14 protein-coding genes are annotated in these 16,178 nt (G+C 61.6%); 1 reads left to right on the forward strand and 13 read right to left on the reverse strand.

What is annotated here, in order from left to right:
* Positions 1-43 precede the first annotated feature (43 nt).
* From U5O12_RS20735 to U5O12_RS20795, 13 genes are all read right to left on the reverse strand, one after another.
* Positions 44-715 (reverse strand): transporter substrate-binding domain-containing protein, encoded by a 672-nt coding sequence (locus tag U5O12_RS20735; RefSeq protein ID WP_322580457.1) that lies wholly within the window; start codon positions 713-715, stop codon positions 44-46.
* Between the two features lie 8 nt (positions 716-723).
* The gene (locus U5O12_RS20740) at positions 724-1,833 is read right to left on the reverse strand and encodes a hypothetical protein (protein ID WP_322580458.1); all 1,110 of its coding nucleotides are present in this window, start codon (positions 1,831-1,833) and stop codon (positions 724-726) included.
* Positions 1,830-2,729, reverse strand: coding sequence for an ExeA family protein (locus tag U5O12_RS20745; protein ID WP_322580459.1), 900 nt, complete (start codon positions 2,727-2,729; stop codon positions 1,830-1,832). Before U5O12_RS20745 ends, U5O12_RS20740 begins: the two co-directional genes overlap by 4 nt.
* The gene (locus U5O12_RS20750) at positions 2,729-4,483 is read right to left on the reverse strand and encodes a secretin N-terminal domain-containing protein (RefSeq protein ID WP_322580460.1); all 1,755 of its coding nucleotides are present in this window, start codon (positions 4,481-4,483) and stop codon (positions 2,729-2,731) included. Before U5O12_RS20750 ends, U5O12_RS20745 begins: the two co-directional genes overlap by 1 nt.
* Positions 4,480-4,920, reverse strand: coding sequence for a hypothetical protein (locus U5O12_RS20755; protein ID WP_322580461.1), 441 nt, complete (start codon positions 4,918-4,920; stop codon positions 4,480-4,482). Before U5O12_RS20755 ends, U5O12_RS20750 begins: the two co-directional genes overlap by 4 nt.
* Complete coding sequence (locus U5O12_RS20760) at positions 4,917-5,531, reverse strand: hypothetical protein (RefSeq protein WP_322580462.1); 615 nt, start codon at positions 5,529-5,531, stop codon at positions 4,917-4,919. The genes U5O12_RS20755 and U5O12_RS20760 overlap by 4 nt, the downstream gene beginning before the upstream one ends.
* Entirely contained in the window at positions 5,528-6,037 is a 510-nt protein-coding gene (locus tag U5O12_RS20765; RefSeq protein WP_322580463.1) for a PilN domain-containing protein, read from the reverse strand. Before U5O12_RS20765 ends, U5O12_RS20760 begins: the two co-directional genes overlap by 4 nt.
* A gap of 164 nt (positions 6,038-6,201) precedes the next feature.
* Positions 6,202-7,287, reverse strand: coding sequence for a hypothetical protein (locus U5O12_RS20770; protein ID WP_322580464.1), 1,086 nt, complete (start codon positions 7,285-7,287; stop codon positions 6,202-6,204).
* A gap of 167 nt (positions 7,288-7,454) precedes the next feature.
* Positions 7,455-11,684, reverse strand: coding sequence for a DUF6701 domain-containing protein (locus U5O12_RS20775; protein WP_322580465.1), 4,230 nt, complete (start codon positions 11,682-11,684; stop codon positions 7,455-7,457).
* A 4-nt stretch (positions 11,685-11,688) separates the two neighbouring features.
* Positions 11,689-12,084, reverse strand: coding sequence for a hypothetical protein (locus U5O12_RS20780; protein ID WP_322580466.1), 396 nt, complete (start codon positions 12,082-12,084; stop codon positions 11,689-11,691).
* Entirely contained in the window at positions 12,081-12,902 is an 822-nt protein-coding gene (locus U5O12_RS20785) for a type II secretion system protein (RefSeq protein ID WP_322580467.1), read from the reverse strand. The genes U5O12_RS20780 and U5O12_RS20785 overlap by 4 nt, the downstream gene beginning before the upstream one ends.
* 2 nt (positions 12,903-12,904) lie before the next feature.
* Complete coding sequence (locus tag U5O12_RS20790) at positions 12,905-13,342, reverse strand: type II secretion system protein (RefSeq protein WP_322580468.1); 438 nt, start codon at positions 13,340-13,342, stop codon at positions 12,905-12,907.
* Entirely contained in the window at positions 13,335-13,859 is a 525-nt protein-coding gene (locus U5O12_RS20795) for a type II secretion system protein (protein WP_322580469.1), read from the reverse strand. Before U5O12_RS20795 ends, U5O12_RS20790 begins: the two co-directional genes overlap by 8 nt.
* Positions 13,860-13,989: 130 nt before the next feature.
* Between U5O12_RS20795 and U5O12_RS20800 the strand changes: the two genes are divergently transcribed.
* Positions 13,990-16,158: an O-antigen ligase family protein gene (locus U5O12_RS20800; RefSeq protein WP_322580470.1), complete on the forward strand. Its 2,169-nt coding sequence runs from the start codon at positions 13,990-13,992 to the stop codon at positions 16,156-16,158.
* The last annotated feature ends 20 nt before the right edge of the window (positions 16,159-16,178 follow it).

Here is a 16,178-nt window from a genome sequence, read left to right on the forward strand (position 1 = left end):
TTAAAAAAGAAGGGAGGTTAATCACCCTAGTAATTTTGGGTACTCATGAATACTGGGGAAATTTGATCGCGCGCCAACACAGATACAGCTCTACCGGGTACTCCAGCCCCAGAGTCAGAGACTTGAAACGCAATCCATCCCGGCGCAAATCCCGGGTCACAAACTCGGCCACCATCTCACTGCTCCAGACGGCCTGTACGCGGCCACGCTGCAACATCTGGAAGCAGTTCAGCATGTCGGGTGGGCGCTCCATGCGGGCCTGCTGGCTCTCTATGAAGGGGGCGACGCGTGCGATGTTGTAGCCCTGCGGCACACAGATGGACTTGCCCGCCCAGGCCATGGCAGGGTCGGCATCGGCAGACACAAAGATCCGCACGACATCAGGGTACAGCGGCTGGGAAAACAAAAAATCACGCTGCCGTTCATCGTTTCTGACGTAGGGGAAAGTACCGGTGTGCAGGCCGTTGCGGGTCTCCATGTACCCGCGCTGCCAAGGCATGAACCGCACTTGGGCGGACACACCCTGATCCTTGAAGGCCGCCATCACCACTTCAGACATCACCCCCATGGCGGGCGCCTCTTCGCTGGTGAACGGCGGGTAGTCACCAGTAACTAGGTCAACGCTGGCGGTTTGGGCTTGCGCTGTCAGTCCCGCAACAAGCACAAGGCCACAGAAGGTCAGGAACCGGGCCTTGGCAGACAGGCAAACGTGCATCTCAAACCTCACGGTCGATCGGTCAATGGAACTCCCTGTTGGCGCAAGTATGCCAGTACCTCTCGGCTCACCGGCCCCACGGCGCGGGCCTTGTCCGCCATCTCGGCAGCCGCTGCGGTTTGGCCCAACGCAGCCAATGACACCGCCGCGCCAAGTAGCCAGCGCTGTTCACTGGGGCGTGATTGCAGTGCGGTGGTGTACGCCAGCACACTGTCCTGGTGACGGCCCAGGCGCTGCGCAGCGTTGGCCCGCAAAGCCCACAGCTCAGGCTGGTTTGCCAGCAGGGGCTCCATGCGGGTGAGCAGCTCCCAGACTGCTGCAGACCGTCCCTCGGCCAGCTCCATGCGTGCCAGCTCACGCACCATAGGCACCAAGGTCGCATTGTTAGCGCTTCGCTCCGCAGTGGCTACCGCTTCTTGCAAAGTGCTGATGGCACTGTCGCGAGCGCCACTGGCCCACATGGCTTGCGCCTGGGCCAGCGCCTCCCGCCCGGCCTGCTGCTGGCGTGCACCAGGCTGCACGGGTTCGATGGCAGACGTCGAAGTTTTGAGTGGTGCCTGGGCCACCATTGCTGGCACTGACGGAGCAGCGCTGGCACTGACGGCAGGAGACACTGCCGCCACCGGTGCGGCCGCCACAGCTGGCGCGGCGGACCGAACCGCAGGCGATGCCGACGGGCTGGAGGAGCTGGAAAGGGAGGACTCCATGCGAAGCCCCAAGCGAGGGGGGCCGGACGCAGATACAGCCGGTGCTGGTGCCTGCACAGCCACTTCGGCTGGGGCAGCTAGCACTGCAGGTGCTTGCACGGGCGCAGGCTCTGGAGCCGACGCTGCAATGGCGACGGGCACGGGCAGGGACGCGGATTCAGTCGCGATCGCAGTTGGCACTGGCGGGAGAGCGTCTGGCTTGGGGTGTTGAAAGCTCCACCATGCGAACCCTCCCGCCACCAAGGCAGCCACGGGCAACAATGCCGTGGCCCAGCGCAAGGCAGGCGAAGGCCGGCGCACCGGGGGTATAGCCGGGATGCTTGCGGTGTTGCGACGCAGCGGGTCCGCCGCTCCGTGGGCTGGCGACTGGCGTTGGTCCAGGTCGCGCAGCATTTTGTTGATGACGCTCATTCCCATTCTCCTTGGGTGCTGCGCATGCGCCGCGCACGGGTCACAGGCAACAAGCGCCGCCACCAGGGCGGACGAATCTGGACACCCGGCGTGTCCCGTGCGGCCAGGCGCACGTGGGCCACACTCACCCGGTGCTGGTCTTCTCCGTAGGCCAGCATGAGGCATTTGTGCGCCAAAATATTGATCAGACGCGGTACACCACCACTGGCTTGGGCAATGGCGCGTGCCGCAGCCGGGGTGAACACATCCGTGTCGGTCGCTTCACCCAAGGCGGCCCGTTGCAAGCGGTGAATCAGATAGCCACGCACCCGCCCGGATTGCATGGGCCCCAAGTATTCGCTAAAGGTAATGCGCTGCAGCAGCTGGCGGATTTCAGGTCGCGCCAGCTTGTCATCCAGGTCCGGCTGGCCCAGCAGCACCAGCTGCAAGAGCTTGCGTTTTTCAGTTTCGAGGTTTGACAACAGCCGCAAGCTCTCCACCGTCCGCACAGGAATGGCCTGCGCTTCGTCGATGCACACCACCACCCTACGCCCTTGCTTGGCATGCTCCAGCAGGCACTGGGCCAGCGCGGCCATCAGTTGGTGGCGTTGCACGGGCAGCTGCACGGGCAGCCCCAACTCGCCGCACAGGGCCACCAGCAAATCGTCTGGGCCCATGTCCGGGTTGGGAATGTAGGCGGTGACACACTCGCCCTGCAAGGTCTTGAGCAACTGGCGGCACAACACGGTTTTGCCGCAGCCCAACTCCCCCACCACCTTGAGAAAACCCTCACCGCTGCGCAAGGCCACCAACAACATGTTGAGCGAGGCTTGGGCCCCCTCGTGCGCGAAAAAAAAGTCCGTGTCCGGCGTGATGGAAAACGGGGCCTCCCGCAGCGCAAAGTGCCCCAGGTACATCACTTGACTTGGTTGCCGTCGATCTGGATCACCCGTGCGCGCGCGGCATCCATATCGTCCAGCGCCGCACGGGTGCGGCGGCCCTGGGCTTCCCAATCCGCGGCCGAGCGGATGATGGTGGGCTTGATGAGGACAATCACCTCTTTTTTGCGGCCTTGGGTGGCACGATTGCCAAACAGGGCTCCCAGCCCCGGCATGCCGGTCGTGCCGGGAAGACCCGAGGCATTGCGGCTGGACTCCAGCTGCATCAGGCCACCGATGGCCACGATGTTGCCGTCCTGGATGCGTACCAGGGTGTCCGTCTCATTGACGCTGCTCGATGCCAATGGCAAGCGGTAGTTGCCCACACTGCCCAGGTCCACCTGTTTGGTCTTTTCGGTCACGGTGGTGAGCGAAGGGTGCACATGCAGCGTGACGTTCACGCCATCGTCAATCTGCGGTGTCACATCGAGCGAGATACCAGAGAAAAACGGCGTCAGCGTCACGGTCGGCATCGTGGTGTTGCTGCTGGTCGTGGTGGAGCTGCTGCTGGTGGATGTACCGCCCGTCACACCCGTCACATAGAACTCGTCAGAGCCCACCTTCAGCACCGCTTTTTGGTTGTTCAGTGTGGCCAAGCGTGGGCTGGACAAAGTTTGCACATCACCCTGTGTCTCCAGAAAACCCAACACAGCGCCAAACTGGCTAGTTGCCAAAGCCAGACCAAACAGGCCACCACCACTGGCCACCGCAGGGAAGGCCACCGCGCCGTTGATGGTGGTGGTGCCTTGCACAAAGGCATTGGTGCTGGTCACGCCGCTGCCCAGCACGCCCACTGCGGCTTGCCCATTTACATCGCTGCCCATGGCGCCCCAGTTGACGCCGCTTTGGTAGCCGTCGCGCAACTCCACCTCCACCACCTTGGCTTCCAGCATGACCTGACGCTCCACCGAGGCCTGTGTGGCTTTCAAAAACTTGTCGACTTGTCGCAATTCCTCGGGCATGGCACGCACCGCCAAAATGCCTGCTTGCGGGCTGGACACCACATTGCGCCCTTCTCCGGTACCGACCAGGCTGCGCACCGATGCAGCCAACTCGCCCCAGAAGTCGGAACGCGAGGTGGTGGAGACCCGGCTGTTCTCAGGCTGCTGGGTGGTGGTTGCGGTGCCACTGGCAGACGTCGAGGATGTGCCAGCGGTCGTGCTCTGCAAACCTGCGCCAGAGGACACCCTGAGCTCACTGCTGCCCGAGCGCAGCGAGGTGGGGTAATTGACCGTAAAAACGCGCGTTTGCAGGGTAGGCGCATACACGGTGATGCGGCGGCCGTCGATCTTGAAGTCGTACCCGTACACATCGCGGATCGCCTCCAGCGCCTCGGTCACGGTCACGCCGCGCAGGGTGACGGACAGCGTGCCAGACACGTCAGGGTGCATCAACATGCTGTAACGCGTGTCCGCAACGATGGCCAAAAACACCTCGCGCGCCTGGGCGTTGTTCACCAACAGGTCCAGGCGTGGCTCCGGAGGCAATGCCACAGGCGGAGCTGCAGGCTCGGCCAAAGCATCTGACACCTTGGCAGGAACCACTGCAGACGGTGCAGCCGCGGGCAATTCAGCGCGCACCGCAGCACTCACATCGGGTGTGCGCAGCGGGCGGTCCAGTGCTGCACAGCCACTGAGCACTCCCACGCCTAACAGGGACCAGACTGCCAATGCCGGCCGGCGCGCAGAGGTAGGAGATGAAGCGAACATTTCTTGCATGGGACGGGACTTCACGGTTGCACTCCTTCGCAGGGAGCTGCGGGGGTCACGACAGGTTTGGATCGGGTACGGGCTTTGGCGGACGGCGCCGCACACGGCACAACCGGCTTGGCCACGCTGCGCTGGATGCCACTGAAGCGGGGCAGCTTGTTGAGCTGTTTGCCTTCGCGCAACCACACCTCGGTTTCGGTGATGCGTTCGAGTTTGGCGTTGCCCACTTTCTGGCCCACCGGGACCAGGCGCGTGCCAACCACCAGATGGGGCTTACCGTCGCGCACCACCACCGCCATGCCGGGTGCAGGTGCAGCACCGGCAGCAGACCCAGGGAGCGCGCTGGCCTCTGGAGGCGGTGTGGTCGGGTCCCTGAACTCTTGGGCATGCAATGCCATGGCAGCGAGACAGCCCCACGCGGCAAAGGCCAAGGCGCGTGCAATGCGGCGCATGGGTGTCATGGCTGCACCTCCAGCACAAACACTTGCAAGGTCAATTCCGGTGGCTGTTTTTCGCTGCGCAATTGCATCGGACCCCAGCGCAAGTTGGGTAAAGCCTGCTCGAGGCTCTTCACGTACTTGAGCAACTCGCCGTAAGGACCTGCAACCTTGAGCTCGACGCCACGGCGGGTGACGCCGGTCACCGTGCTGTCTTTGCCGGCCGAAGCGTCATTCGCCAAGGTGGCAGTGGACAACAGGCTCAGACCCTCTCGGCGGCGCAAAAACTCGGCCAATACCGGCTCCAGTGCCGGGCTGCCGCTTCCTGCAACAGCGGTCACCTGACTCTGCAGCTCCATCAGTTTTTGCTGCAATGCCGCCACTTCGGTTCGCAACGGAAGATTCACATCCACTGGGGTGGGCGCACTCTGGAGCTCGGTGCGCAAGCGCTGCAGCTCTGCATTCTGGGCAGCGAACTGCTGGGTTTGCAGCTGGTGGGCGCCCATGGCGGGCGACAGCCACAAGACGTCGGCCAGTGCCAAGCAACAGGCGATTACGGACAAAAATACAAACGCCCGCTCACGCAAACTCAGAGCGTCAATGCGCGCACTCTGCTGGAGCCACCACTGCTTCATGGCGCACCTCCCTCAGGCACCGCCGGGACCGGGGCTTGAGCGCTCACCAGCGTGAACGACCACGCTTCGCGCCCAGCTGGGGTCTCAGTGGCCTCTGCCGTCGCCTTGGCCAGCCGCGCACTCTGTACCTTGACAGTAGCCAAACGAAGACCCTGCATCAGGGGACTGAAGGCCAAGCGGTTGACCCATTCATTCAGTGCCGCGGGCTCCAGGGTGAAACCCGTCACCTCAAAGCGTGTCGCGTCGGCGGTCACGCCGGTAAGCCACACAGGTCCGGGGATGCTGCGTGACACCAAGGCCAGCCGATCCGAGTGTGCAGCGCCCAAGACCAATCGCCCCTCTTGCAAAGCCAGCAATACTTTCTCTTGCGCCTGCACCTGGCTGCGCAGCGACTGCACCTGGGCTTGCAACTCAGGGCTGAGCGGGGCCGCACTGGCCGCATTGGCCAAGAGCGCAGACTGGAGACTTGCCAACTCAGTGGCCTGGCTCGCCCGAAGCTGGGCCATGTCAGCCGTGCTTCGATTCAGGTTCCAAATCCATGCGGCACAAAGACCGCCTCCGAGCACCACAAAAACTGCCAGCGCCTGAACCATGGTTTGCGCCGAAAAATAGCGCTTGGGCGCTAGCAGTAGGGGGGTACAAAGATTGATTTGCTGCGGCATGGTCAGGCTTACAGTTTGCGGACTTCGGTGCGCAACAGCACACCGGCCAAAGGCCAGCAATACGCTGCATCCGGACTATCTGAAGGTGGCAAATCTTTCCAGGATCCGGCTAGGTCCAGCACGCCAACAGCTTGGCCTATTTCGCGCCCCAGCCAATCGGCCAGCTCCTGCGAACGGCCCCCGGCAAACACGCGCACACCCGCCAAAGGCAATTGCGTCCAGGAGCGCTCCCACAGGTCCAGCGAGCGCTGTACTTCAACCACCAGGCGCTGGGCGCGTTCGTGGTCTGCCTGGGCAGCGCCGCCAACACCAGCGCCGGCCGCCAGGCCACGCGCATCGGAGTAATCGTTGCCATATGCCACACCACCCACGCTGTAGTCGGGCACGTACTCGCTGACCGGCGTGTAGGTTTCAGCGGTCGCGGCCATTTCACCCGGGCTCCAAGCCATATTCATAAACCCCTCCGGCAGCTCCAGGCGGCGGGTGTAAAAGAGTTCTTCATTGGCACTGATCGTCAACAGAGCCTGCTTGCCATCTGTCAACACCAGGGCCGCTGTCGCACGCTCGAGGCGACCCTCGCCTTGGCTTACCAGACTTTGCAGGTTGCGTTGCGCGGTTTCCTGAACGTCAATCACACTAACATCCCAAGCCAAGGCATCCCCCAGCGCCATCACGTCGCGCACCACTGCATTTTTGGCGGCCACCACAAACAAATGGGCTTGGCCTTTTTCTTGACCATCTCCCAGTCGCATCACATCCAATGTGATGTCATCGAGGTGCGAATCGACCAACTCACGCACCTGGTAGCGGGCCGCAGAGCGCAGCTCCTCGGGGGGGACGGCCGGCGCGTCAATTTGCAAAAACTGGTATTGCTCGGGCCGCAACATGACATGGGTGCGCAAGCCCTTGAGGCCCAAGGCCTGCAGGCGTTGCACCAGCTCATCGCGCCCGCCGGCCCCTTGGCGTTCGACGCCCGTGGCAGTGACCTCATACCCCTTGCCAGAGGGGCGTGCGCGCAGGTAAGCCAGCGCTTCATCGGCCCACGACACGACCAACAGATCACCCGAAGACTTGCGTTGCCAAGGCCAGCGCATGGTTAGCGGGCCTTCCGGGCGGGAGCGAACAGTGTGGAATCGTGCGTTGCTTCGATCATGTTGGGTGACGGGCAGAGCGGCTTGCTCTCATTTTAATAGCTGGTTGCGCAATCATGACAGCCTTTGGAGGCAGTTTTTCACATGAATTGAGGTTTTCTCGTTGGCATTCAATAGTTCTCCCGCAGATAGATCAGCGGGCTCCTATAAATGCCGAAGGTGGCGCGGCTGCCCACATTGGGCCCAAACCAGGGGCGGTTGGCAGCTGTTGCAGCGCTGGACGCAGGCCCAACACAGGTATTTCCTGCGGAAGTGGCGGTGACGTTGATGGCCAAATCGACACTGCCTGAGTTGTTGGTACCCGGACGGGTCAAGACCAGCCCGCCGGGTATGCGACCGTTGGCAAGCGTCTGAGTCGCGGTGGGGGTAATTTGTGTCTCACAGGCCTGCAGACTGCCCGTGAAATTGGTCATCACGATGCTGCTCATCGGCAGGGTAGTGCAGCTGTCGTCGGCATTGACCACATAAAAATTACCATTCCAATACTGCGCCTCCAAGGGTACTGGCAACGCCAGTAGCTCTGAGCCATAGGCGTTTTGCATGCGCAGCCGGCCATAGCGCAGGCGCACATTGGTGCCCACCGCAGTGGCAGCACTGGCGGGTACCTCGCCATCGCTGGGGGCGGCATTCACCGTCAGCAGGGTGTCCGCGGCGGGGTTGGTCGGTCGGCTGACCTGGTGCCGCGCCACGATGGCTGCTACGCCGTCCGTCCAAGTCCCGGTGGGCGCGGTAGCGCTGGTCTGCAGGGCAGACCCGGCAGGCAAGGTGGAGCCTGTGAACCCATAGTTGCCGTACCCCGTGGTCACAAACTTGGCAAACACGCCCCGGTAGTTTTGGGTGGTGCCATTGGCCGCATTTTGGGCAGTCATGGTGAAGTTGGTGCCAAAACCATCCTGACCAAAGTAAGTGAATGTGGTGGCCGTAGCAGAGCAGAAAGGCGCTACAGCAGGTGACGAGATGGTGAAGTGGTCCGGATAAAAGCGCCCGAGCGATACCGCCGCCGCATTGCCCACTGCACACCCGTACTTGCCACCACTCAACGTGTCGGAGAGGTTGTTGCCATTGGTGGTGTCGGTCACGCAATCGCCCTGCGCCGCATCCACAGCTGTCAAGGCATCGTCACGGTAGGCTCCCGCCGCGAGGTACAGGTATCCCACCTCCGAATACGTGGAATTCACGGCCGCGGCGTTGGCAACAAGAGCACCGGCAGACAAGGTGCCGACCACGCCACCGCTGGCCTGGGTACTGGCTTGGGTCGTCGTCTGGGCGCTGAGCTTGCCAATGTCCAGGGCCAGGCTACCCGCATAAGTTGTGGGGGTGGTCGTTGCCCGCAGCGTGAAGTTGGTGCCCGCACGGATGGCTGGAGTTGCCGTGATGGACGGCGCCACCGCATTGGCAGTGGTCACCAAGGTGGCCGCACTGGGCCGCACCGAAAACTGGTCGGACGAGCAGGCTGGAGCCACTGCGGTGAAGCTGCCACAGCTGCTGTCGGTGCACTCCCTGACGCGACAACGCAGCTTGGAATACGTGGCGGCCAGGTTGAAGTTACCCGACAGCGCACGCCCGGCAGAACCTGAAAAATTACCTGATGCAAACGCCACTGTCTGGCTGGCTACCGGCCCGCTGTAGGCAGAGCAGGCAGGTGCTGGTACAGCTGCATCATTGAACAACTCAACCCGCACATACTTCGTATTGCCACCTGCAGCCACGTAATTGCTCTCCAGCGTCCCATCGGCCTTGAGCGCCGCGATATCCATGCTGAAATTCACACCTGCCCGCTTGGTGTACAGCGGTTTGCGGGCGGTGGGGCTCCAGGTGGCGTTCGTTCCGGTCTCCAGGCAGTCAAAGGCACTGGCATCCGATGAGCTACCCGGATCGTTCACGTAGGTGGCACAAATGCTGATATTGGCCAGTTCGTGGATGTTGGTGGAGCTCCCTGTACCCCCGGTGAATGACACCAGCCAGTTGGCTGGCACTGGGGCCTGCAGGCTATTGGTACCGCGCGCATCGAATGTAGGTATCACCGTGGTGTAACTGCCACCTGTCCCAGTAGTGTCGCGCTGCACCGTCACGTACGCATTGACGTTGTTTGTATTGTCAACTGTGATGCGGTACTTTTGCACGGTAGCCGCAGTATTTGAACTGGTCCAGATTTCTGGTGACAACACACCGCTATTGGCCAACAACCAGTAGCCCGTGGTACCCGAACCACTGCCACGCACCCCCACACTGTCAGGGTAAAACCCCGCAGCCACGGCAGCACCAGCCGGAGGTACCCATCCCGATGGATAGCCCACCCGCCCCTCCGTGGGTCTTGGGAAGTTGCCATGCTCCCCAATCCCCACCCCCAACCAGCCGCCCGAAAAACCATTTGTAGCTACTTTCTGCGCATACCCTAGAGATCCCCCGTTGCCACCAGGCGCTGGGGCCACGCTGGCATCTGAGAACACGACCCCAACCCCATCAGCGCCGCTTCCGCCATAAACATAATGGTCAAACTGCACGACGATTTTGTTGCCTGCACCAGGGAACCATTTTTTGAGTTGCACAAGATTTGCCTGCCCTCCTCTTGAAGTAGTCAAACGCAATCGCTTCTCACCTGATACATCCACCACTTGTGGCAGATAGCCGCCGCCAATGGTCACCGGGTTCCAGAGACTGCTGTTGAGGGTGCCGCTGGCAAAGTCGTCCACGATGCAGGTTTGTGATGCGGTGCAGGTGCGCACCTGGGTCAGCCGCGTCTCAATCTGGCTTTGGGTCTGGGCCCCGGTAAAAAATGCCACTTCATCCACATTGCCCCGAAAGTGAAAAGCTGCAGTTTGCCCCTCTCCAGAGGCAGCAGTTTCCCCACCAATGGCGGCCATTCCCGTGCCATCGGACCATGTGCCCGAATACAAGGAGCTGGCTTTGGCCAGTTGGGTACCGGTATTGCTGTAGACATAGACCGTGATGGTCTTGCTCACCGTATCCACAGTGGCCGCCACAAAGTACCAGGTGTTGGCGTTGATGACAGCAGGCGTATCAATAGCAAATGCACCCGCACTGGGGTTGGTCCCCCCGGTCACGGCACCCGAGTTGGCGGTGCTGCGGTTAAAGAAACGCAACCTGCCCGAGCCACCATCTCCCAGACTAATGGCCCAGCCATTCTGGTTGTCATCGCGCACAAAGATACGCTGGCCGCTAGCAGACACATCGGTAGAGCGAATCCAGGCCGTCACACTGAACCCATTGGTCAGCACCGGCATGGAGGGCAGTTCCACGTAGGTGTAAGTACGCACGGTGCCAGAGGTGGTATCGAACTCGCCATAACGACACGTGGACTGGCTGGCGTTGATGTAGGCCGGACTGCCTCCCGCAGTGCTGGCCACAGGCGTGGAGCCATTGGAGATTTTGGCCGTGCCGTGCGCACCATTGCCACTGCTGTCTTTCACCTCGCCCACCGTGCCATTCCACGAGGCCTCGTCCATGCGGTACTCCGCGATGATCTGCGAAGTACAGGCCGGCGGCATGGCAAAGCTGCTGCTGTTGGTGACACAACTGTTGCCACAGGTGGCGCCGCAGCACACGCTGTTCACGTTGGCCTGGTAGTTGAGCGTGATGGCGGCGGAGCCTGACGACTTCACGCAGGCACCCGCCACTGTTTGGTTGTCCATCAGAATGGTACCTGACGTACTCACCACCGACCCTGTTACCGCCGCCTTGAACTGGACGTTGATGGCGCCCGCGCCACCCACCACAGAACCGCCCACGGTCGTCTCGTTTTCCAACGTGACCGTGCCATTGGTCGACACCGATCCCGTGACCGCCGATCGGTACTTCACCAACACGGCACCACTGGCGCTAGTCACAGAACCGCCAATTTGCGCTTCGTTACCCATGGTGATGGAACCGCTACCCGACGTCACGGTACCCGCCACCGTGGTCTTGAAGCCCAGCAGGATGTTGCCCGTGTTGGCGGTGACATCCCCGCCAAACTTCACTTCGCCGCCACTGTCATTCACAACCCCCGCAGCGACATTGGCATTCACCTCTGCCTGGTAGCCGGTCGTAAGGGTTCCATTGACCACGATGGTCAGATTGCCGGTCGACCCGGCTGCATTGATCTTGGCGTTGTCGGTGGAAAAGTTGCCATTGATGGTGATCGTGGCAGGCCGGGGCGTATTGATGGTGATGGTGTCGTTGTAGCCCAACGTCAAGGCACTGCAGGTGTATGTGGGTCCAGAGCCACTGCATGCTGCTGGCAGGGTGCCGGGAAACACATAGTTCACCGCCTGCGCCTGGGCAGCCATGCCCAGCAAGCCCACCGCAAGCACCTTGGTCCAACACCGAAACAGCTTCATTTGTTTAAAACTCCACAGAGGCCGAGACACTGCGCTCCACGGCTGCCACGCCAGACCCCAAACTTGCGCGGGACACTAGACGGTAGATCACCACATTGTTACTGCCCGCATCCGAATAGGTACTTCGGGTGCACGTTACCACCAAGGTATATCCCTCCACCACAAAAGGCGCCGGCGGAACCGGGCATGCTGCACTGTTGGCCGTCAGGCTGGCCAACCCCCAGCCCAGACCCGCCCGCGCTGCCCAGTAAGCCCGCGAGCCCTGGACATCTTGTGCCGATGTAAGCTGCTGGGCATTGGAAAAAGACAGCATAAAAGCGCCCAAAGCCGCCAACCCCACCACCAAGAACACGGCGGCTACTGCGGCAAACCCTTGTTGGAATATGGGTGGGCGTGTCATGGCGAGTTGTTCACGTGCACCTCGTGATAAAGACTCACGGGTTCGTTGTTGGAGCTGAGGTTGAGTTGGATCTGCACCAGTCCATTACGCTGCAAATCACTGCCGTTGTACACAAACGTACAGCTTTCCATATTGGTGGCCAACACTGGTCCTGTGGCTGGACAGGCACTAACAAAGCTGCCAGTGGTTACCGTGCGGCGCAGGGTGCCGCCCGTGCAGACATACGCCACCACCTGTTCTTCCACAGGAATCACATGGAAGCGTAGGGTTCCCGACTCCAGGGGAAACAGTGTGGCAGCAATGCCAATGGTGGTTTCGACCCCATCGGTAACACTGGTCACTGCCGCCGTGTTATTGCCCAAATAGGCGCTCGCCCCAGCAATGCCCAGGTTGTAAACGGCAATGGTGTCACCCACACGAATTTGCTGATCTGCGGGGGACAGGCTGTTTTGGCCCAGCATATTGAATGTGGTGTCCGCCGCGGCGAAGTTCAGGCTGGTGTTGTCACCGGCCACCGTTTCAGCACTTCGGTAGCGCCCACCGGTCCGGGTGGGAATGAACTCCAGACATTGGGGATTGGGCACCCGCACACTGTTGGGCAAGGCTTTGCGCACATCCCGCGAGATGCGGCGCACTGCCGTGTCGGCCGTGTCTGTTAGCGCCGCCCGGCGGTTGCTGTCCAGATAGGCGTCAATCGGGCTGCGCATGAACACGGCCACTACCGCGCCAATCACGCCCATGATCACAATCACCATGACCAGCTCCACCAGCGTGAAGCCGCGCTGGTGGGGAAGTCGTGTGTACCTGAGGTGATTCATAGTCAGAGACCTGCCCGGTAGCCGGTCAACACCACGCTGCCGCCACCGGCTGGAACGGTGACAGTCACCACCACCCGTCGTGCCGCCACACCCAGTGCGGCCGTGCCGTCGCTGACAGCTACCGTCAATGTGTACCCGGCAAGGCTGGCGGGAAGTGCAAACGCTGCCTGCGTCGCCCCGTTGAAGTCGTCCACATTGTCCCAATCGGTTCGGCCCGTCTCGCCTACATTGGTACCGTCAGGGTCAGCATTGGCTTTTTGCAGGACCTCTTCCAGCACCGAATCTGCCAGGGCTGCCGCCTGCTTGGTGAGCATAGGATCGGCGCTGTTGCGCACCACCTGGTTCATGACCGACAAAATACCGGCCAAGCCCGCGCCTACCACCACAATGAAGATGATCAACTCAATCAGGGTGAAGCCCCGCTGACGGGGCCTAGTCATGCACATAGCCGGTCACCTCTTCTACGGTGATGGTGCGCCCCGCATTCACCACCGTGATGGTGCGCACTGCCGGCGCCACACTGGCGGGCCGCGACTGGCCAAGTCCGTCAAACGTAAAACCGCCGGGCACCGCCGTGAAAGCCACATTCGCGGGCGCAGTCAGCACCAACTCGCCACGGGGACCGGGCACCGGCAGGGTGGGGTCGCAGACATTGCTGGCCTCTGCCGGAGCGCGGGTGAGTGAGACGGTGTTGGAAGTGAACGCCACACACACTGTGCGGCGCTGCGCAATGGCTGTTTTTTGCGCAAAGCGCAGCGTGGACAAGACCTGGTCATGAAAACCACGGGCATCAAAGTCGTTGCGATTGAACACACGCGGCGCCGCAAACACCGCCAGCACGCCCAGCATCACCATCACCATCACCAGCTCGATGAGGGTAAAGCCGCCTTGGGATAGGCAGCGCTGCCGCGCCGCGGGTACGGCCAAGCATTGGGTGATCACAGACTGGGGGCTCATTTCTTTGCTATATTTTTACTAGCTGCTTGCGCAATATCCACGCCGCAGAGAGCCCTATTTAATCACTTTTTTGACAGACAATGGGCGGTCCAACGCAGCAGGCGCACAGCTTAACCAATCCATGACCCCCGTGCCGAATTCTTCACCCTTCGCACTGCGCTCCAGCTCTCAGACTCACGCGGACCCGAGTGGTTCCCGTGCGGTGAGCTGGGTGTTGGCCGTCATGCTGGCACTGGTGCCTACAGTGGGCATGCCCACCGAGCTGGTACTACAAGACACGCTGAAGTCCGCCATCGTCAGCATCGGCACACTGGCGGGCGTGTGGGTATGGTGGTGGTCGCAGCGCAAGCAAGCCTGTCCGACCATCCAGTGGCACGGCATTTTGCTGCTGCCACTGGCCCTCTTGCTCCATGCCTTGGGCAGCATGGTCTGGTCACACACGTATTTGGCGGGCGTGGAGGCGGCCCGCTGGGCGATGTTGGGGCTACTGATGTGGCTGGTGGTGCAAGCCGCGCACCCCAGCCACTGGATGCGCCTGGTCTGGGGCATCCACTGGGGGGCGGTGGGTGCAAGCGTCTGGACAGTCGCGCAGTTTTGGGGCAATTTGGAGTGGTTTCCGCAAGCGGCAGCCCCCGCGTCCACGTTCGCCAACCGGAACTTCTTTGCAGAGTACGCGGTTTGCGCGCTTCCATTCTCCGTGTTGGCACTGGCGCAAACCTCCAAACCCACTTGGCGCCAACCCATGGCTCTGCTCGTGGCATTCAACGGGGTCGCCCTGATGGCAACCGGCACGCGCTCCGCGCTGCTGGCCCTGTTATGCATCACCCCCCCACTCATGTTGGTGTTGTGGCGTTACCGCAGCCAGCTCGCGTGGGGGCAATGGAGCAAACGATCGCTCGCTGCTGTGCTGATCGTGGGAATGATGGGCGTACTGACCCTGGGCAGCCTTCGCTCCCTGCACCCGGAGAGTCTGGGACAGACTGCCTTGAGCCGGAGCTGGCTGCGCGCAGCCAGCATGGCCGAAAAGACGGTGTATGCAGAAGGATCTTTTTCCTACCGCAGCATGATGTGGAAGGGCACTGCCCGCATGCTTATGGGTAAGCCGTGGCTAGGCGTCGGAGCAGGTGCGTGGGAAGTCTACATACCGCTCTACCAAGGTCCGTCAGCCGACGAAGAGCCCGATTACTACGCCCACAACGAATACCTGCAACTGCTGGCCGAGTATGGCTTGCCGATTGGCGGCGGCGTACTCGCGGTGCTGCTGGCTTATCTGTTGCTGGCGGCACGCAGCACCTGGCGCCTGCCCCTGAGCACGCCGGACGCTCCCTTGCGTGCCATTGTGCTTACCAGCTTGCTGGCGCTGTCAGTCGTAAGCCTGGCAGGGTTTCCATGGCGGCTGGCAAGCACTGGGGCCTTGTTCACGTTGAGCCTCGCCCTTCTGGCCAGTACCGATTCACGCCTGTTTCTGCGTGATGCGCTGGGTTATGGAAAAACTGTGATCGGCAAAGGGCACAGGCTTTATGTGACAGGACTGTTGCTCGCAGGCAGCGCACTTGCCGCCCTGACTACAGTGCAAGCCATCCGGGCAGAAATGCTGATAGTAGGAGGTATTCATGCGCTGAACAAGGCGCAGCAGATCCTCCCAGCGGATGCCTCCGCAGCCCGCGCCGCACAGGCCCGCGGCGTGGAACTGCTCAAAGAAGGCCTCGCTGTCAATGCGCACTACCGCAAAGTCATTTCGATTGCCTCCGAGCAGTTGGCCAGCCTAAAGGACTGGGAGCATGCCGCCATGGTGCTGCAAAGCATCGCCGACTCTCGGCCGCACATTGCCAATGTCTGGAGCAATCTGGTGCTCACCCGCATCGAACAGGGCCAAGCGGAGCCCGCCATGGCCGCTTGGCGAGAGCTCAAGCGACTGCAACCCGATACGCCCCGCACACGCGCAATGGAGCTGCTAGTGCTGAGTCGCACGGGTCAGGAAGCACAGGCCATAGCGAAACTGCATGCCTATTTTGATCAGGGCGTGGTGGAGTACGACATGACTCTGCTGGCCTATACCCTGGGCCTGCGCCTGCACCAGTGGGACCTGGCGGAACGGGGTCTGCGCCTGCAGGCCCAAGCGTGGCCGGGGAATGCAGCGGACAGCTATTTCCGGCTGGGAAATGTGTATGTGGAAGCGGGCAAGGGCTTTGAAGACCGCGCGCTGGCGGCTTTCAGGCTGGGCTGGAAAGCCGTACCAGCGGGAGAAAAGGCGCTCTACCAGAGGCTGGTGCCTGCGCATTACCGCGAACAGCTATAAAAAAACCGCCCGAGGGCGGT

Source organism: Rhodoferax sp., assembly GCF_034519335.1.
Taxonomy (GTDB): Bacteria; Pseudomonadota; Gammaproteobacteria; order Burkholderiales; family Burkholderiaceae_C; genus Allorhodoferax.